At 68.5% G+C, this 17,851-nt stretch carries 15 protein-coding genes; 4 read left to right on the top strand and 11 right to left on the bottom strand.

Annotated features, from left to right (window positions below; translation table 11 throughout):
• Window positions 1-40: 40 nt before the first annotated feature.
• The 11 genes from RGQ06_RS10145 to RGQ06_RS10095 all read right to left on the bottom strand — a co-directional run bounded on the left by RGQ06_RS10145 (window position 41) and on the right by RGQ06_RS10095 (window position 11,538).
• The gene (locus RGQ06_RS10145; protein ID WP_432430264.1) at window positions 41-616 is read right to left on the bottom strand and encodes a hypothetical protein; all 576 of its coding nucleotides are present in this window, start codon (window positions 614-616) and stop codon (window positions 41-43) included.
• A gap of 369 nt (window positions 617-985) precedes the next feature.
• Window positions 986-2,218 carry an amidohydrolase family protein gene (locus tag RGQ06_RS10140; RefSeq protein ID WP_432430265.1) on the bottom strand — a complete coding sequence of 411 codons (1,233 nt, stop codon included), beginning with the start codon at window positions 2,216-2,218 and terminating at the stop codon, window positions 986-988.
• Between the two features lie 62 nt (window positions 2,219-2,280).
• On the bottom strand, window positions 2,281-3,162 hold the full coding sequence (locus tag RGQ06_RS10135; RefSeq protein ID WP_432430266.1) for an amidohydrolase family protein: 882 nt from the start codon (window positions 3,160-3,162) through the stop codon (window positions 2,281-2,283).
• Window positions 3,163-3,179: 17 nt separating this feature from the next.
• A complete protein-coding gene (locus RGQ06_RS10130) occupies window positions 3,180-4,373 on the bottom strand; it encodes an amidohydrolase family protein (RefSeq protein ID WP_432430267.1) in 1,194 nt (397 codons plus the stop codon).
• 82 nt (window positions 4,374-4,455) lie between these two features.
• Complete coding sequence (locus tag RGQ06_RS10125) at window positions 4,456-5,595, bottom strand: thiolase domain-containing protein (RefSeq protein ID WP_432430268.1); 1,140 nt, start codon at window positions 5,593-5,595, stop codon at window positions 4,456-4,458.
• Between the two features lies 1 nt (window position 5,596).
• Window positions 5,597-6,649 carry a thiolase domain-containing protein gene (locus RGQ06_RS10120; RefSeq protein WP_432430269.1) on the bottom strand — a complete coding sequence of 351 codons (1,053 nt, stop codon included), beginning with the start codon at window positions 6,647-6,649 and terminating at the stop codon, window positions 5,597-5,599.
• Complete coding sequence (locus RGQ06_RS10115; protein WP_432430270.1) at window positions 6,646-7,176, bottom strand: Zn-ribbon domain-containing OB-fold protein; 531 nt, start codon at window positions 7,174-7,176, stop codon at window positions 6,646-6,648. The genes RGQ06_RS10120 and RGQ06_RS10115 overlap by 4 nt, the downstream gene beginning before the upstream one ends.
• 58 nt (window positions 7,177-7,234) lie before the next feature.
• Window positions 7,235-7,672 (bottom strand): Zn-ribbon domain-containing OB-fold protein, encoded by a 438-nt coding sequence (locus RGQ06_RS10110; protein WP_432430271.1) that lies wholly within the window; start codon window positions 7,670-7,672, stop codon window positions 7,235-7,237.
• Window positions 7,673-7,691: 19 nt separating this feature from the next.
• Entirely contained in the window at window positions 7,692-9,380 is a 1,689-nt protein-coding gene (locus tag RGQ06_RS10105; protein ID WP_432430272.1) for a flavin-containing monooxygenase, read from the bottom strand.
• Window positions 9,377-10,297, bottom strand: coding sequence for an alpha/beta hydrolase (locus RGQ06_RS10100; protein ID WP_432430273.1), 921 nt, complete (start codon window positions 10,295-10,297; stop codon window positions 9,377-9,379). Before RGQ06_RS10100 ends, RGQ06_RS10105 begins: the two co-directional genes overlap by 4 nt.
• The gene (locus tag RGQ06_RS10095; protein WP_432430274.1) at window positions 10,294-11,538 is read right to left on the bottom strand and encodes a cytochrome P450; all 1,245 of its coding nucleotides are present in this window, start codon (window positions 11,536-11,538) and stop codon (window positions 10,294-10,296) included. The genes RGQ06_RS10100 and RGQ06_RS10095 overlap by 4 nt, the downstream gene beginning before the upstream one ends.
• Before the next feature lie 148 nt (window positions 11,539-11,686).
• Here RGQ06_RS10095 and RGQ06_RS10090 point away from each other — a divergent pair, with 148 nt between their 5' ends.
• The 4 genes from RGQ06_RS10090 to RGQ06_RS10075 all read left to right on the top strand — a co-directional run bounded on the left by RGQ06_RS10090 (window position 11,687) and on the right by RGQ06_RS10075 (window position 17,850).
• Complete coding sequence (locus RGQ06_RS10090; RefSeq protein WP_432430275.1) at window positions 11,687-12,919, top strand: amidohydrolase family protein; 1,233 nt, start codon at window positions 11,687-11,689, stop codon at window positions 12,917-12,919.
• Between the two features lie 99 nt (window positions 12,920-13,018).
• A complete protein-coding gene (locus RGQ06_RS10085) occupies window positions 13,019-14,140 on the top strand; it encodes an NAD(P)H-dependent flavin oxidoreductase (protein WP_432430276.1) in 1,122 nt (373 codons plus the stop codon).
• Between the two features lie 49 nt (window positions 14,141-14,189).
• Window positions 14,190-16,058, top strand: a complete 1,869-nt coding sequence (locus RGQ06_RS10080; protein WP_432430277.1) for an ABC transporter ATP-binding protein — start codon at window positions 14,190-14,192, stop codon at window positions 16,056-16,058.
• Window positions 16,059-16,068: 10 nt separating this feature from the next.
• Window positions 16,069-17,850, top strand: a complete 1,782-nt coding sequence (locus tag RGQ06_RS10075) for an ABC transporter ATP-binding protein (RefSeq protein WP_432430278.1) — start codon at window positions 16,069-16,071, stop codon at window positions 17,848-17,850.
• Window position 17,851: the final 1 nt, after the last annotated feature.

The raw sequence follows: 17,851 nt of genomic DNA, 5'->3' as shown, positions 1-17,851 counted from the left end.
CCGGTCAGCAGCCCATTCTGCTGCCCGGATGGGCCGGCGATCACGCTGACCGCGGCGGATCCGTCGTTCCCATGGCATCGAGGGTCCGGCCCAGGATCTTCGCGCCTCGACGGTCTCGCATGTCGTCCTCTGCGATGCGCGCCCGCGCCTCGGAGACGTCGAAGAGCCGACGGTCGAGGCATTCGCGAACGATCCTCACCAGATCGTCCTCCTCGGTGTCGACTGCGATGTCGATCACCGTGCGCAGCGCTGTCGTACAGGGGATGCCGTCCACGACCGTCGTGTCCTTCTCGGGAATGTCCTTGTAGTGGACGATCACCTCTTGGTCACCGACACGCCGGACCTCGCCCAGGTCACCGTCTGCGTCGATGAAGACATCGCCGAGGGTCTCGTCCTCGTCGAACTCGCAGCCACACGACAGCATCTGCCCACCGCACGCAGCACAGCGCTGAACATCGCAGCCGAGGTGGTGGAATCCGCCAGGAGCGACACCACAGTCGCCGCAACGCTCACGGGAGGAGCTCCAGCGCGGGAACTCCTCCCCCCACGGGATCATCGGGATGCGCACCCCGTCCCGGTGCATCGCATCCACGCAGCACGACGACGCCGTCGTCATCTCTCGCTCACACCAACGGCACAGAGCCATGGACTTCCCCTTCGGTCTGTGGCACCGGACCCAGCGGTCCGTCACCAGAACGGGCCGGAAGCCCGAACGTCTGGGGGAAGCAGCGAGCCGCTCTCGGCGAGCGGCAAGGTCCTCGACTTGCGAGGTCGCCGAACGATAGCTCGACCCGACCGACACGGAGCTCGACCAGATGGGCCTGTCGGCGGCGCACGGCCCCACCCTGAGGCCGGAGGGCCCGGGCGATCGACGACGAAGGCCCAGGTCACTGACCTGGGCCTTCACTCACAAGTTGGTGGCGGGGGCAGGACTTGAACCTGCGACCTTCGGGTTGTGCGCTGCCGGCCCGCCCTCACACGGCTCCTACTTGATCGCGTTTGCGTCCATGTCCCCGGACAGTCGCTCGAGCTTCTTGTCGGGGATCCCGTCGATGGGCTGCTTGACCTCACCGACGGTGGGACCGAACTTCTTGGCCAGCGGTGCCAGTGCGTCGAGATCGAAGTCGTAGAGCTCGGCTGCATTGAGCGTCAGCATCCGCTCGACCTGGGAGGGATCGACGTCCGAGAAGCGCGACCGCAGGTGCTCCTGGGTGTACGGGTGGGTGCCCTCGTCGTGGGGGTAGTCGCTGCCCCACATGAAGCGATCGAGACCGATGGCGTCGCGCGCCGCGACGTCATCGACGCCAGGGTTGCTCACGCCCATCCACACGTTCTGGCGGAAGTAGTCCGTGGCATCGCGAGGCAGCACGTGATCGTCGCCGTAGCGGATCTCCCCGGTGGCGCCTGTGTCACGGATCCCCCGGATGGTGTTGTCGAGACGTTCGAGCAGTGCAGGCACCCACGCGCAGCCGGTCTCGGTCATCACGAACTTCAAGCGCGGGAACCGCTCGAAGACACCGGAGAGGATGAACTGCGTGAGCGGACGCTGCGAGTAGAAGCCGGTCTCCGTGATGTAGAGCAACATCGACACCGGATACGAGCCGTAATCGGGGTTGCCGGTGCCGCCGTGGATCGTGACGGGCACCTCCAGGTCCTGGCAGAGCTCCCACACCGGGTCGTAGCAGCGGTCGTAGAGGGGCTTGACCCACTTGACGTCCGGCGGGACGTTCGGCAGCAAGATGCCCCCGCGCAGACCGTTCTCCTTGATCCAACGGATGTCGTCGAGCGTGTCCTCGACGTTGTTCAAGAAGACCTGACCCACGCCGGCCCGCCGGTCCGGGAACTCGTTGCAGAAGTCGACCAACCACCGGTTGTGAGCCCGCACGCCAGCGAGACGGTGCTCGTACTCCTCGGGCGTGGGCGGCTTGGCGAAGAGCACGAAGCTCGGGAAGAACGGGGGCACCGTGTTCGGGAACACGACCTCGCCGACCACCCCGTCAGCCTCCTGCTGGGAGTTGCGCATCTCGTTGTCCCAGTTGCGCAGCTTCCGCTTGTCGCCGAGGTCCTTGTACGGGTTCTTGTACCCGCCGCGCCAGTCGTCGAAGGCGCCGCGGTACCTCTCGTCGAGGTACTCGCGGTAGGCGGAGTGGCTACCACCCGCGTGTGTGTCCGACGAGATGATCGTGTAGTGGTCGGAATCGCTCAGGCTCGTGGCCATGTCGTCCTCCTGGAGACGGGGCGCGCGGCGCGCGGCTTTCGTTGGATTGGGTCAGGGATGGGTCAGGTGTCGAGCTTGAGGACCCGAGCGGCGTTCCCGCGCAGGAACTTGGGCCAGACGTCGTCCTTGAAGCCGACGTTGGGCATCTCGGTCATGATCCGTTCGATCGAGAGCCCCATCGGGAAGTACCCGGCGTAGATCACCTTGTCGGCGCCGCGCGTGTTGGCGTAGTCGACGATGGCCTTCGGATAGTGCTTGGGAGCGAACGCACTGGTGCTGTAGTGCAGGCCCGGCCACTTCAGCATCAGCTTCATGGCGAGGTCGGTCCACGGCTCGCAGCCGTGGCGCGTGACGAAGACCAGCTCCGGGAAGTCGTACATGACCTCGTCGATCAGCTCGACGCGCTGCGGGTCCATGCGCAGCCGTGGTCCCGGCACACCAGCACAGCAGAAGACGGGGATGTCCATCTCCACGCAGGCGGCGTAGATGGGGTACATCTTCTTGTCGTTGATCGGCACCTGCGGGAACGTGCCGGAGGGAAACATGCTGACGGCCCGGATGTCGTACTCGTCCTTGAGCTGGCGGAGCTTGCGGATGCCCTCCATGCCCTCGTTCGGATCAGCGCCGGCCGATGCGATGAAGCGGTCCGGATGCTCGCGCAGGGCTCGCTCCGACGTGCCGGCACGGTTCCCCCCCACGCCGATCATGCCCCTCTCGATGCCCCATCGGTCCATCTCGGCCAGGGTCACGCCGACCGGGTCATCGACATCGCGCAGGTTCTTCTCGGGCACGTCCTTGAACATGTACTCGGCGGGGAACTCGAACTCCTCGCGGGACTGGCGATCACGCGTCTGGGTCGTGATGAACCGGTACGTCTCCTTCATGTCCGGGTGGGGGAACCCGATCATCGTGTCGATGATCCCGACGTCGATCGGCATGGCCATGGGCATGTCTCCTTGGTTCAGGCGGGTTGGCGCTCGGCGAGGGCGAGACCGTTGTCGCGCATGACGAGCCGGCACTGGTCGTCGGTGAAGTCGAAGTTCTTCAGGTCCTTGACGTACGCGGTGGGCTCGGCGAGGCCCTCGGCATGTGGGTAGTCGGAGCCCATGAGCAGTCGCTCGACCCCCAGCAGGTCTCGGAGGTCACCGAGCGCATCCTCGTAGAACGGGCTGACCCACACGTGACGTCGGAACGTCTCGCGGGGATCCTCCGCATAGGCGTGCGGGGTCTGTCCGAAGGACTTCTTGAGCTTCTCGAAGAGATGGAACACCCAGTCGGATCCGGTCTCGATCGACGCCAGCCGCAAGTTGGGGAAGCGATGGAAGAGCCCGTGGGCCAAGAGGTTCGCCAGGTGGTCCTGGATGGCGCTGTGGGACACGAGCGAGCGGAACGGGTTCTGCCGGAACGCCTGCATCTCGGTGGCGTCGCCCCAGTCGGAGATGTAGCTGCTGTAGTGCGAGTCCCCGCCGTGGAGCACCACCGTGACGCCGGCCTCGTTGATCCGGCCCCACACGTCGTCGAACACCGGGTCGGCCGGCGAACGGCCTCCCGCCGGCGTCATCACGGGGCCCGGCATCATGAGCAGGAACCGGGCGTCCTGCGCGAGCGCCCACTCGACCTCGGCTGCGGCGGCGTCGGGGTCGACCAGGGTGATGACCGGGGCAGCGAAGATGCGCTCCTGGTGGGAGAAGCCCCAGTCCTCGGCCATCCACCGGTTGAACGCCCGGAAGGCGGCCACGAGGGCGGGCGGGTCGTGGATGAGCGCCTGCTCCATGCCCACGCCGAGCGTCGGCAGGAAGATGGCGCCCTGCATGCCCTGCTCGTCCATGAGCCGCAGCCGGGCGTCACGGTCGCGATACTCAGGGCGATCCGCCATGCGGTCCAGCTCGCCGAAGAGATCGCGCGTGTCCTGGCCCTTCGGGTTGCGCCCGCGGAAGTACTCGTCGAGCGACCCCGGCTTGGCGACGGGGTCGAAGGTGGGGTTCGGGATGAAGCGGTTGATCTTGCCGGCGACGAGCAGACGGAGCTTGCCGTCCACCTCCGCCCACTGCATCGTGCGCTTCTCGAAACCCGGTTCGAGATGTCGCGTGAACGCGTCCAGCGGCTCGTAGAAGTGGTTGTCGCAGTCGAAGACCGCGAAGTCGACGTGTTGCATCGGTCCCCCTGGATCCATCTCGCTGACGAAGCCTAACTGTAACCGGTTCTAGTCGGCGCCGTCCAGGTCAGGACGGGTGCACCTAGGGCTTCTCGGAACCGACGATCCAGATGGCGAAGTACTGGGACGCACCGCCGAAGGCGTGACCCATGGCGCGACGCACGTCGGGCACCTGGTGCTCGCCGGCGGTGCCGCGCACCTGCATCGCCGCCTCGGCACAACGGATGAGACCAGCTGCGCCGATGGCGTTGGCGGAGAGCACACCCCCGGATGCGTTGACCGGGAACGCCCCGTCGAAGGCGGTGATGTCGTCATCGACCATCTTCCAACCCTGGCCCTCCTCGGCGAAGCCGAGGTTCTCCAGCCACATCGGCTCGAACCAGCTGAAGGGCACGTAGATCTCCGCGCAGTCGAGCTCCTCGAGCGGGTTGGTGATCCCGGCCTGTGCGTAGGCCTCGGCCGCGCACTGCTGGCCGGCCAGCGGGTTCACCCAGCTCCGGCTCGGGTGGCCCGATGCCTCCGAGCGGGTTGAGCTGCCGTGCAACCATGCGGGCGGACGCTCCGTCTTGGGGATCCGCTTCTCGCTGGTGAAGATGATGGCTCCGGCGCCGTCGGACGTCGGGCAGCACTCCAGCTTGCGCAAGGGCTCGACGACCATCTCCGACTCCTCGACCATCTTGATGTCGATGCCGGGGATCTTCAGCTGGGCGTGCGGGTTCTTCAGCGCGTTGAGCCGGTCCTTCACCGCGACCAGTGGACCGATGTGGGGCGGTGCGCCGGACTTCTCGATGTACTGGCGGATGGATGACGCGAACGCGACACCGGCCCCGCCACGGGAACCACCACCCAGGATCCGGGAGGTGTCGGTCTCGGACTGCTTCTCGAACGCGATGCTCAGCACGCACTCGTACTGCCCGGACTCGATCAGGTGCGCACCGAAGATGGCGGTGTGTGCACCCACGCTGCCGGCGGTGTGCATGCGGAACATCGGCTTGCCGGCTCCGCCCATCGCATCGTTGAGGAACAGCTCGGGGCGCATCACCCCTTCGAAGAGGTCTGGCGCCTTCCCGAAGACCACGGCGTCGATGTCGGACCACTCGAGCTCGGCGTCCGCGAGGGCGCGGGTGGCGGCCTCGCGGAGCAACCCCGGCATGGAGAGGTCGTCACGGCGGCGTTGGTGGTCGGACTGGCCGATGCCGACGATCGCACAGCGTTCAGCCACTTCAATCACCTTCCAGTACGCAGACGAGGTTCTGTTGCAAGCAGTGGCCCGACGTGGCGTGGGCCAGGACCCGCTGCTTTCCGTTGTTCTTGATCTGGTTGAACGCCTCACCGATGCGGATGAGGCCGACGGCCATGAGCGGGTTGGCGGCGAGCGGCCCCCCGGACGGGTTGATCTCGGTCGAGTCCTGCAGGCCGAGCGCATCCTTGAGGATCAGCTCCTGGTGGCTGAAGGTGCTCGAGATCTCGGCGACCTCGATCCCATCGCCAGAGCCGACCGTCTTCCCGGCCACCTCGGTGGACGGCGACTTCGACAGGTCGCGCGTTCCGAAGTAGTGCGTCTCGATGCGGTTGTCGATCCCACGGATCCAGGCCGGTCGCTCGCACAGGTCGCGAGCCCGGTCGCCTGCGACCAGCACGACCGCGGCCGCCCCGTCGGTGATCGGCGGGCAGTCGCTCGGGCGCAGCGGGTCGACCCAGTACGGCTCGGCCAGGATCTCCTCGGCGGTGACGTCCTTCTTCACCTGGGCGTGGTCGTTCGACATCGCCGAACGCCGGGAGCGGGCTGCCACCTCGGCCATGTCCCGCTCGGTGTAGTCGCTGTTGTCGAGCAGGGCGCGGGCCTGGAGGCCGGCGGTGGAGATGCAGTCGATGCCGGTAGGGGCCAGGTAGTACGGATCGAGCTCGACGGTGAGGACCTCACGCATGTTCCCGGCCGAGGCCTTGCCGAAGCCGTAGACGAGCGCCGTGTCGGCGTGGCCGATCTGCAGCATCATCCAGGCCTCGTACAGCGCCCAGGCCCCGTCCATCTCGACGTGGGACTCCGACAGTGGAGGCCAGGCGCCCACGGCGTCGAGGCCGCGGATGAAGGCGAACGGCTGGCCCGCCAGGTAGTCAGCACTTCCCGAGCACACGAAGTCGATCTGTGAGCGGTCCAGCCCCGATTGCTCGTAGGCCTCGCGGACCACGGGCATGATCATCTGCGGCTCGTCGAAGTCGGTCTGACGCCGGACGAGGGGAGACTGGGCGAAGGCCACGATGGCGACGTCCCTCATGATTCACCTGCCTTCTTCAAGAGTTCCTGGACCTCTTCTCGAGAGGCGTCCGGTTCGCCGGTGGGCTCCCAGCCCTTGATGCCGACCGCTCCCCATCCGCCGCTGGACGGCAGCCGGCCGTCCTCGAGCTCGACCCACACCGCACGCATCCGCATGCCGGTGTGCACGTCGGCGGCCTCCACGCCATCGAGCTCACCCATGAGGGTGATGCGCGTGCCGTCGAGCATGACGTCGCCCCGTGCCGATGTCTTGCCACCTTGCTGGTGGAGCTTGTCGGGGTTGGTCACCGTGTAGCTGACGAGCACGCCTTCGGGCGACACCTCGATCTCGTGCTCGTCCGTGGTCAGCACGACGCACACCGGGCAGTAGCCCTTCGGGGGCGTGTACAGGCGCTCGCACTCCGGGCACCGGTGGGCGATCAGCCGCTTCTCCCCCACGGCTTCGGTGTAGCGGCGCGCCGCGCGCGTCGGTGGACGCTCGTAGTCCAGCGACACCACGGAGTTCAGCACCTTGACGTCGTCACTCATCCGTCGTTCTCCTCACTCGCTCCCCGAAGGGGCGCTCCGTCCTGGTCGGCACCGGCGTTCACGCCGGCTCGAAGCACTCGATGTCGCGCAGGTGACCGATGCGCTCGTCACGCCAGCGCGCCTCGACCCGCATGCCCGTGGCCATCTGCCCCTTGTCCGCCACCCGCACGGCGTGGACGAGGTCGGTGTCGGCGCCGTCGAGGCGGATCAGGCACCAGGCGAAGGGCTCCTGGAGCAGGTGGTTTCGCAACGGCTCCTCGACCCAAGCCCACGAAGACACGGTGCCCGTGCCATCCAGCTGGACCCAGTCGTCGGAGGCCGACTCCCCCGTGTAGGGGTCGTACTCGAAGGGAGGGCACTGGACCTTCCCGGTGCGGGTCTTGTTCGCCCAGATCTCGCCGTCGCGCAACCCCGTGAAGAACCGGCTGATGACCGGTCCCAACGTTCGTACGTACGGCATCTCGACGGTGTCGATGGGTACCGGTGTGTCGCTCATCACGACACACGTCTAACAACTAGAACGCGTTCTCGCAAGCGCGATCGTCGTCGACGTGGTCGAGGACGAAGCCCTCGTAGCCCGCGGTCACCACCTCATCGCAGATCTTCCGGTAGTTGCCGACGCCTCCGAGGTAGGGCATGAACACCCTCGTCTTGCCCGGCACGTTGGCTCCGAGATACCACGAGCTGCAGCTCGGCGAGGTCTGCACGGTGCCCTCGGCGACCTGGTTGACGTGCTCGACCCAACGGTCCTCCGCATCCCGGTCGGGCTCGATGGTGCGCACGCCACGGTCTCGGAGATCAGCGATGCAGTCGCTGATCCACTCCACGTGCTGCTCGATGGAGACGATCATGTTCGAGAGCACCGACGGGCTCCCGGGGCCGGTCACGAAGAACAGGTTCGGGAAGCCCGCGCTCTGGAGGCCCAGATAGGTGCGCGGCCCGGCGGCCCACCTCTCTCGGAGAGCCACCCCCCTGCGACCACGGATGTCGATCCGGTCGAGGGCGCCGGTGATGGCATCGAAGCCGGTCGCCAGGATGACGACGTCGAAGTCGTACTCGGCCTCGGTGGTGCGGATCCCGTGGGCGGTGATCGACTCGAGTGGCGTCTTCCGGAGGTCCACCAAGGTGACGTCGTCGCGGTTGAACGTCTCGTAGTAGCCACTGTCGAGCACCTGGCGCTTGCACCCGATGGGGTAGTCGGCGGGACACAGCGCCTCGGCGACCTCGGGATCGTCGACGATGCGCCGGACCGCCTGTCGGTACAGCTCGCAGGCGAGCTCGTTCGCCTCCGGGTCGAGCCTGACGTCGGCCCAGGCGTAGATCACCCCGCGACCCTTCTCGTCCAGCACCGCGCGGAGCTGCTCGTCGGTGGCCTCGAGGATCCTGTCCTCGGGGACCCCCTCGACGAGACCACCGAGCCCGGTGTTGGCCCCGGCGGGCAGACCGAACATCGAGAGTCCGGCGACCGACTCGCGCTGGATCCGGCGGATCTCTTCGTAGTGCTCCTTGGCGTACCGGTCGGCCTCCTCGACGAGCTCCAGGTTCATCACGGGCAGCGTGTACACCGGCGTGCGCTGGAACACGTGCAGATGCGCGGCCTCAGCAGCCACGATCGGGATCGTCTGCACCCCCGAGGAACCGGTGCCGACAACCGCGACCCGCTTCCCCGTGAAGTCGATCCCCTCGTGGGGGTACCGCCCGGTGTGTGCGAGCTCGCCCTCGAACAGGTCCTGGCCGGGGATGTCGGGCTCGAGTGGGACCGACAGACATCCAGTGGCCATCACGCAGAACGTGGCGGTGATCTGTTCGCCGGCGTCGGTCTCCACGACCCACGCGCCACTGCGCTCGTCGAAGGTCGCCGCCCGCACACGCGTCCCGAAGGTGATGTCACGACGCAGGTCGAATCGATCGGCGACGTGGCCCAGGTACTCGAGGATCTCGGGCTGGCGGGACATCACCTCGCTCCATCGCCACTCCTGCTGCAGCTCGTCGGACCAGCCGTAGGAGTACTCGATGCTCGGCACGTCGCACCGGGCACCGGGGTAGCGGTTCCAGTACCAGGTGCCGCCGACGTCGCCGGCGGCGTCGATCGCCCGCACCCGCAGCCCGAGCTGTCGGCAGCGCTGGACCAGGTACAGGCCGGCGAAGCCGGCACCGACGACGACCACGTCGACGTCGGTGGCCGCATCCTGATCGATGGTCACGGGGTCCTCCAGAGGGGTTCGAGGTGCGAGCCGATGGCGCGGAGTGCCTCGTCGGCCTCCGGAAGGGTCCCGGCGAAGAGTGGGAACACGTGGAACAGGTCGTCGCGCACGTGCAGGACCGCGTCGATGTCCGCAGCGAGCGCTGCCGCGTGGAGACCGACGGCGTCGTCGTGGAGGATCTCGCGCCCGCCGGCGAGGACGAACATCGGCGGCAGCCCGGCGAGGTCGGCGAAGCGCGGGGAAGCCAGGGGATCGCGGGCATCGTGACCGGCGAGGTAGGCGTCGACCATCGTTCGCAGGTTGTCCGGCCCGAGGAGTGGGTCGGTCTGCGCCCGTGCCCGCAGCGATGGAGCCGTCAACGTGAGGTCGACCCAGGGCGAGATCAGCGCCACGCCCGTCGGGAGCGGGACGCCCTCGTCGCGAGCGCGCAGCACCACGCCCATCGCGAGGCCACCCCCGGCCGAGTCGCCGCTGATCGCCATGGGAGCGTCGAAGGCATCGAGCAGCCAACGATGGGCTGCGCAGGCATCGTCGAGGCCCGCAGGGAAGGGATGCTCCGGAGCCAGGCGGTAGTCGACGTGCAAGATGGTCGCCCCCGTGGCCGCAGAGAGGTGGGAGACGAAGGACCGGTGCGAGTCGAGGCCGCAGAGCACGAAGCCACCACCGTGCAGATGGAGCATCGTGCGCCGCCTGTCGGCGGTGGGGGCCGTGACGAGCTCGCCTCGGACACCGCCGGCATCGACCGACTCGTAGCGAGTGCCAGCGACCGCCGTGATCGTCGCCCCGTCGGGATCGCGGACGCGCCCCGGCTCGCGCATCTCCTCGACCGTGGCGCCGGGTCGCCGCAGCGCCGACGGCGCATGCTCCAGGGCCGCGAGCAGTGCAGCGAGCTCGGCGCTGCCCGCCGACGCGCTCACTTCGGCGTGAGACGCACCGGCAGGTGCTTGAGACCGTTGACGAAGTTCGACCGCACGCGAGCCGGCTCGCCGGTCAGCTCGAATCCGGAGAAGCGGCTGAGCAGCTCCTCGAACTCGACCTTGAGCGTGAGCCGGGCGAGGTGGACCCCGAGGCAGTAGTGCTCGCCGAACGCGAATCCGAGGTGCCGTGGGTTGCGGAGCACGTCGAAGCGGTACGGGTCCTCGAAGTGGGCCTCGTCGCGGTTGCTCGACGGCGACCACACCACCACCCTGTCGCCCTCGGAGATCTTCTGGCCGGCGAGCTCGCAGTCCCGGGTCGCAGTGCGGGCCTCCGAGGTGATCGGGCTCGCCCATCGCACGAACTCGTCCGTCGCGCCGCCGATCAGGGACGGGTCGTCCTGGAGCAGCTTCAGCTGGTCGGGGTTCTGGATCAGGGGCAGGATGCCGCCGGCCGACGCAGCGGCCCGGGTGGTGTCGAGACCGCCGGCGAGCAGGAGGCCCGCCTCGGCCACGACCTGCATCCAGGAGAGCTCCTCCCCGTCGATCCGCCCCTGGAGGAACTGGCTGAGGAGGTCGTCGCCCGGCTCCTCCATCCGCTCCTGGATGATCTGCGCGAAGTAGGTGTGCAGCTCGAGGCTCGCCGCCGCGGCGGCCTCCTGGGGCGACCGACCGTGCGTGAACTCCGGGTCGGTGGCGGTCACCGTCTGGTGCTGGAGGTCGGCGAGGCGGCTCCACATGTCCTCGGGCACGCCCATGAGGGCGAAGGTGATGGCTGCGGGGACCTGATGGGCGATGTCGATCACGAAGTCGACGTCTCGCTCGTCCGCCGCGCGCTCGAGGCACTCCACCGCCGCGGCGCGGATCTGGTCCTCGAGCTGGGCGATGGAGCGAGGACGGAAGTTGTGACTGATGATGCTGCGCAGGGGCGCGTGGCGCGGCGGGTCGGTGTGGATCATCGGCTGGATGCCCAGCCCCGCCCCGGGCGGACCGCTCTCGAGCGCGGCGTCCGTGCGGACGATGATGCCGTCGCGCTGGGAGCTGAACAGCAGCGGATCGCTGAGCACTGCGAGGGCGTCGTCGAAGCGGGCCACGGACCAGAAGGGCTCGCCTCCGTCACGGTCGTGCCACCACACGGGTGCCTGCTCCCGCTGGATGCGCCACGCCTCGTGCGGATCGCCGTGCTCGAACATGTCGAGATCCCAGTAGTTGATCTCGTCGAGCGTCTGGGGAACCAGGGTCACGTCCGTCTCCTCCGAAGTCTCCGCGGCGTCGCCGCAGTGGTGGTGACCACCACCCTAGAACGCGTTCCAGCCGCTGTCAGCCGGCACCGCCTGATCGATCTCGTCAGGACCTTCCTTCCGGACGAGCGGCGTGGATACGATCTGGAACATGTTGCAATCCGAGACGATCGAGCAGACCGCACCGACCATCGCCGGAGGCCGCGTGCTGGAGTACCAGCCGTTCGACTGCGACAACCACTACTACGAGGCCGCCGACGCCTTCACCCGCCACGTGCCGAAGGCGATGCAGCCTCGGTGCGTGCAGTGGTGCGAGATCGAGGGGCGCAGGTACCACGTGGTCGGCGGCAAGGTGAGCCACGCCGTCGCGAACCCGACCTGGAACCCCATCGCGAAGCCAGGTGCCCTGTACGACTACTTCCGGGGCAACGTCAGCGATCGGTCACCCGCCGAGATGCTCCGCGACCGCGAACCGCTGCCCGCCGAGTACCACGACCGCGACGCCCGGGTCGCGCGGCTCGACGAGCAGGGCATCCGCTCGGTCTGGCTGTTCCCGACGCTGGGCGTGCTCTACGAGGAGCTCCTCAAGCACGACATCGAGGCGGTCAAGACCCAGTTCCGCGCCTTCAACCGCTGGGTCGACGAGGACTGGGGCTGCAACTACCGGGATCGCATCTACGCGGCGCCCTACATCTCGCTGTGCGACGTCGACTTCGCGATCGAGGAGCTGGAGTGGGCGCTCGATCGCGACGCCCGCACGATCGTGCTGCGGCCCGCCGCCGTGTGGACCGCACTCGGTCCCCGCTCCCCCGGTGACGAGCTCTTCGATCCGTTCTGGTCCCGCGTGAACGAGGCCGGCGTCACCGTCGTCATCCACGCCGGTGACAGCGGGTACTCGAGCCAGGGCTACGCCGAGGACGGCTTCGGCGGGAACATCGGCTCCGGAAAGCCCAAGCCGTCGATCAAGTCCTTCGCCATCGAGCGGGCCGCCCAGGACTGGCTGATGACCCTCACGCTCGAGCGGATGTTCGAGCGGTTCCCGAACCTGCGCATCGCCTCGATCGAGAACGGCTCGACGTTCCTGCCCGACCTGTTCCGCAAGCTGAGGAGCCAGGCGGCCAAGTCGCCCGGCTGGTTCACCGAGGACCCGACCGAGTCCTTCCGCGAGCACGTCTGGATCAACCCGTTCTGGGAGGACGACGTCCACGAGGTCGTCGACCACATGGGCCCCGATCGCGTGATCTTCGGCTCCGACTGGCCCCACATCGAAGGGCTGCCGAACCCGCTGGACTACGTCGGCGAGCTGGACCGATTCGACGACGACGCCACCCGAAAGATCCTGCTCGAGAACACGGTGGGCCTCAACGAGCGCCGTCCGGTCTGATGCACGGGCAACCGACGCTGCACGCCTGATAGAACTGGTTCTAGTATTTCGTCGACGGGCGCCGGTCCTCGGCCGTCCGGACGGAACGAGGGAGGAACCATGCACACACCCATCTGCGACCTCTTCGGGATCGAGTACCCGATCTTCGCCTTCAGCCACTGCCGAGACGTGGTCGCGGCGGTCAGTCGTGCCGGCGGGCTCGGCGTGCTCGGTGCTGTCGGCTTCAGCGCCGAGCAGCTCGACATCGAGCTGAGCTGGATCGACGAGCACGTCGACGGCATGCCCTACGGCGTCGACACCGTCATGCCGGCGAAGTCGGTCGACACCGGCGGGGGCGGCGACGACCCCGACGATCTCGCCGCCCGCATCCGGACGATGATCCCCAGCGAGCACTGGGAGTACGTCGACGAGCTCATGGACCGCTTCGACATCCCGCCCCTCCCCGACGACGTGGAGCCCCACGGCGTCGTCGGCTGGGCCGAGGGCGTGGCGCGTGCCCACGTCGAGATCGCACTCGCCCACCCCATCGCCCTGCTCGCCAACGCGCTCGGCTCCCCACCGCCCGACGTGGTGGACCAGGCGCACGACCACGGCGTGAAGGTCGCGGCGCTCGCGGGGAAGGCCCAGCACGCCGAGCGTCACGTGAACAACGGCGTCGACGTGATCGTCGCCCAGGGTCATGAGGCCGGCGGCCACACGGGCGAGGTGACCACGATGGTCCTCGTCCCGGAGGTCGTCGATGCCTGCGAGGGCACCCCGGTGCTCGCCGCCGGCGGCATCGGTCGCGGCCGCCAGGTCGCCGCCGCCATGTCGCTCGGCGCCCAGGGCGCCTGGACCGGTTCGCTGTGGCTGGCCTCGGCCGAGAGCAACTCAGGTCCCGAGACGATCGACCGCTACCTGGCGGCGACGTCGAGCGACACGGTGCGCACCCGCTGCTTCACCGGCAAGCCGGCTCGCGCCCTGCGCAACACCTGGACCGAGGCCTGGGAGGATCCGTCCGGCCCGGGTCCGCTCGGGATGCCCCTGCAGAACATCCTGACGGCCGAGGCCAACGCCCGCATCAACCGCACCCACCGCAGCGATCTCGGCTTCGTGCCGGTCGGCCAGATCGTCGGCTCCATGAACAAGGTCAAGTCGGTCCGCGACCTCATGTTCGAGATGGTCGAGGAGTACATCGAGACCGTCGAGCGGATGCACAGCGGGATGACGGCCCCGACCTGATGTCCGCACTGGCCGCTCGACGATCGGCTTCGACGACCTCCACGACCCGATGACCGCCACCGAACCGCGGGACGCACGCGCGGCCGGCGACGCGGCGGAGGTGTCGGGCCGCCCGCGGCGCGACCCGACACCCTCGGTGCTCGATCCCGCGATCGCGGCCGGGCACCGGCGCGATGGATGGCGGATGATGCGGTCGTCGCTGCGTCCGTCCACCCGCTGGATCGTCTACGGCGTCGCCGGCTCCATCTCCTGGGCGGTCGGCAAGATCGGGCTCGGCCTCCTCGCGGGCACCGCGGTCGACTCGGCGGTCGAGCCATACGACGGGCCCGAGCTCGTGCTGTGGGGCATCGCCATCGTCGTCACTGGCATCTTCGTCGCGCTGATGACGGGTCTGCGCCGGTACGCCGCCTTCGCCATCTCCTTGCGGTCCGAGGCAGACCTCCGCCGCCGCATGTACGCACACCTGCAGCTCCTGCACTTCGCCTACCACGACCGCGCCCAGACCGGCGAGCTGATGTCTCGGGGCAGCGTCGACCTCAAGCAGGTGCAGACGCTGCTCGTCTTCATCCCGGTCACGGGCGCCAACGTGCTGATGGTCGCGATGACGACGTCGGTGCTCTTCTACATCAACGCCGAGCTCGCCCTGTGGTCGCTCACCCCGCTGCCGTTCCTGGCCATCGGCTCGGCTGTGTTCTCCCAGAAGCTGCACCCCATCGCCACAGCGGTCCAGGAGGAGATGGCCGACGTCGCCAGCGTGTCCGAGGAGTCGATCGCCGGCATCCGTGTGGTGAAGGGTTCCGGCGCCGAGCCCATGCAGCGCGAACGCATGACCGCAGCCACGAGCCGGCTCTACGAGGAGTCGATGAACATGGCTCGCCTCCGGGCGCTGTTCGTCCCACTCCTCGAGCTGCTGCCGACGCTCGGGCTCGTGGCCGTCCTCTACGTCGGGGGGCGCCAGATCGTCGAGGGCGATCTCACGCTCGGCGAGTTCATCTCCTTCAACGTCTTCATCATCTACCTCATCTTCCCGCTGCGCCTGCTGGGACTGGTCATCGCCCAGGCGTCTCGCGGTGCGGCGTCGGCGGCGCGGGTCGCCGAGATCCTCGCCACCGATCCCGAGATCCTCGATCGCCCGGGGGCGACCCCGCTGCCCGAGGGTCCCGGCGAGATCCGGTTCGAGGGCGTCACCTTCCGGTACGGCACGAACGAACCCGTGCTCCGCGACCTCGACCTGCACATCAGGGGCGGCGAGGCCGTCGCTCTGGTGGGGTCGACGGGTTCGGGCAAGAGCACGGTCGCCCGTCTCGTGCCCCGCTTCTACGACATCGAAGCGGGCTCGGTGCGGATCGACGGCGCCGACGTCGCCGACGCGAGCCTCGCCGACGTCCGCAAGGCCGTGGGCACCGTCTTCGAGGACACCTTCCTCTTCAGCGACACGATCCGGGCGAACATCGCCTTCGCCGTGCCCGACGCGAGCGCGGAGGCCATCGAGCGGGCTGCGCGGCTTGCGGGGGCCCACGACTTCATCACCGAGTTCCCCGAGGGCTACGACACACCGCTCGGGGAGAGCGGCTTCTCGCTCTCCGGCGGCCAGCGTCAGCGCCTCGCCCTGGCCCGCACCATCCTCACCGACCCGCGCGTGCTCATCCTCGATGACGCCACGTCATCGGTCGACCCGACGAAGGAGCACGAGATCCGGGCCGCGCTGCGCACGGTCATGGAGGGCCGCACCACGCTCATCATCGCTCACCGGCGGGCGACGATCGCGCTCGCCGACCGCGTGCTGCTGCTCGACCACGGTCGCATCGTGGCGTCGGGCACCCACGACCACCTGCTCGCCACCTCGGTCAGCTACCGAGAGGTCCTCGCCGAGGCTGAGGACGACCAGACCGTCGACGACGGAGGCGGGACGCCGTGAGGAGCAGCTCATGAGGATGCTCACCGCCACCGACGAGGTGCTGGACCCCGACGAGAAGCGCCGGATCCTCCGACGCACGTGGCACGGCCTGCAGCCGTGGCGGGGCACGCTGGCAGTGGGCGGCGTCCTCGTGCTCGTGCAGACCGCAGCGACCCTGGCCGGTCCGGCCATCCTGGCCCACGGCGTCGACAACGGCGTCCGCGAAGGCGACCTCTCGGTCATCGCCAGGGACGGCCTCCTGTTCCTCGCCACGGCGATCATCGCCTACGTGGCCGGCTGGGGAGCCATCCTGGCCCTGGCCCGGGTCGGCGAGTCCTGGCTCCGCGACCTCCGCGACCGCGTGTTCCGTCACGTCACCGACCTGTCGATGGGGTTCTTCGATCGCAACCGCACCGGCACCCTGGTGTCACGACTCACGGCCGACGCCGAGGCGATCCAGCAGCTGATCAGCCAGGGGCTCGTGATGTTCGTCGTCCAGGCCCTGATCCTCCTGGGCGCCGTCGCCGTCATGTTCACGATGAGCTGGCAGCTCGCGATCGTGACCATGCTCGCGGTCCCGTTCCTCTGGTGGGCCACGGCATGGTTCCAGCGCGAGTCCAACCGGGCCTACCTCGTGCTCCGCGAGCGCGTCGGCCACACGCTCACCTCGTTGCAGGAGGGGCTGTCCGGTGTCCGCGTCGTCCAGGCCTTCGCCCAGGAAGGCCCGCTCCTCGAGCGGTTCCATCGCACGAACGAGGCCCAGTTCACGGCGCACCTGCGCGCCGAGCGCATCGCCGCCATCTACACGCCGGCGATCGAGCTCTCCAACGCCGTCGTCATCGCCGGCATCCTCGGCATCGGCGGCCTGCTCGTGAACGCCGACCTGGTGACGATCGGCGTGGTCAGCGCCTTCGTGCTGTACCTGCAGCGGGTCTTCGAGCCCATCCAGCAGCTGAGCCAGTTCTTCAACCAGATCCAGGCGTCCGGAGCAGCGCTGAAGAAGCTCTACGCACTGCTGGACGAGCAGCCCGAGATCGTCGAGCGCCCCGGCGCCCTGGACCTGCCGTCGCGGGGCGACCTCGAGGTCGACAACGTGTCGTTCGGCTACGGGACGGGCCGGGACCTCGTCCTGCGCGACGTGAGCCTCACCCTCCGCTCCGGCGAGCGGCTGGCGCTCGTCGGGCCGACCGGCGCTGGCAAGTCGACCCTCGCGAAGCTGATGGTCCGCTTCTACGACCCGACCGACGGCACCGTGCGCTTCGCGGGCATCGACCTGCGTGACGCCACGCTCACCTCCCTGCGCCAGCGCATCGTCGTCGTCCCCCAGGAGGGGTTCCTCTTCGGCGGGTCGATCCGCGACAACGTGCGGATCGGGCGCGTCGACGCTGACGACACCGAGGTCGACGCAGCGATCGAACGACTCGGACTCGTGTCGCGCTTCCAAGCCTTCCCCCAGGGTCTCGAGACCGTCATCGTCGAGCGAGGTGCCAACTTCTCCGCGGGTGAGCGGCAGCTGATCTCCCTGGCCCGCGCCGCGCTCGCCGATCCGGCCCTCATCGTCCTCGACGAAGCGACCTCGAGCCTCGATCCGGGCACCGAGCTGCTCGTCGAGCAGGCGCTCGAGGTGCTGATGCAGGGCCGCACCGTCGTGGTCGTCGCTCATCGCCTCTCCACCGCGGCCCGGGCCGACCGCGTCGGCGTGGTCGTCGGCGGACGGCTGGTCGAGCTCGGCCCCCACGACGAGCTGATCCACCGTCAAGGGGCCTACGCCGCCCTGTTCAGCTCGTGGTCGGGGGACGTCCACGCCGGCTGAG

This window comes from Salinilacustrithrix flava (genome assembly GCF_041228405.1).
In the GTDB taxonomy this organism is placed as follows: Bacteria; Actinomycetota; Acidimicrobiia; order Acidimicrobiales; family Salinilacustritrichaceae; genus Salinilacustrithrix; species Salinilacustrithrix flava.
Note: the sequence above shows the minus strand (reverse complement) of the source record. Positions and strands in the feature narration are given on the sequence as shown.

Bases quoted from the DNA above. Each gene is read 5' to 3' on its own strand.
- RGQ06_RS10120 (WP_432430269.1), bottom strand. From the start codon at position 6,649: ATGAGGGACGTCGCCATCGTGGCCTTCGCCCAGTCTCCCCTCGTCCGG.
- RGQ06_RS10115 (WP_432430270.1), bottom strand. From the start codon at position 7,176: ATGAGTGACGACGTCAAGGTGCTGAACTCCGTGGTGTCGCTGGACTAC.
- RGQ06_RS10080 (WP_432430277.1), top strand. From the start codon at position 14,190: ATGACCGCCACCGAACCGCGGGACGCACGCGCGGCCGGCGACGCGGCG.
- RGQ06_RS10135 (WP_432430266.1), bottom strand. From the start codon at position 3,162: ATGGCCATGCCGATCGACGTCGGGATCATCGACACGATGATCGGGTTC.
- RGQ06_RS10085 (WP_432430276.1), top strand. From the start codon at position 13,019: ATGCACACACCCATCTGCGACCTCTTCGGGATCGAGTACCCGATCTTC.
- RGQ06_RS10145 (WP_432430264.1), bottom strand. From the start codon at position 616: ATGACGACGGCGTCGTCGTGCTGCGTGGATGCGATGCACCGGGACGGG.
- RGQ06_RS10140 (WP_432430265.1), bottom strand. From the start codon at position 2,218: ATGGCCACGAGCCTGAGCGATTCCGACCACTACACGATCATCTCGTCG.
- RGQ06_RS10075 (WP_432430278.1), top strand. From the start codon at position 16,069: ATGAGGATGCTCACCGCCACCGACGAGGTGCTGGACCCCGACGAGAAG.
- RGQ06_RS10110 (WP_432430271.1), bottom strand. From the start codon at position 7,672: ATGAGCGACACACCGGTACCCATCGACACCGTCGAGATGCCGTACGTA.
- RGQ06_RS10130 (WP_432430267.1), bottom strand. From the start codon at position 4,373: ATGCAACACGTCGACTTCGCGGTCTTCGACTGCGACAACCACTTCTAC.
- RGQ06_RS10090 (WP_432430275.1), top strand. From the start codon at position 11,687: ATGTTGCAATCCGAGACGATCGAGCAGACCGCACCGACCATCGCCGGA.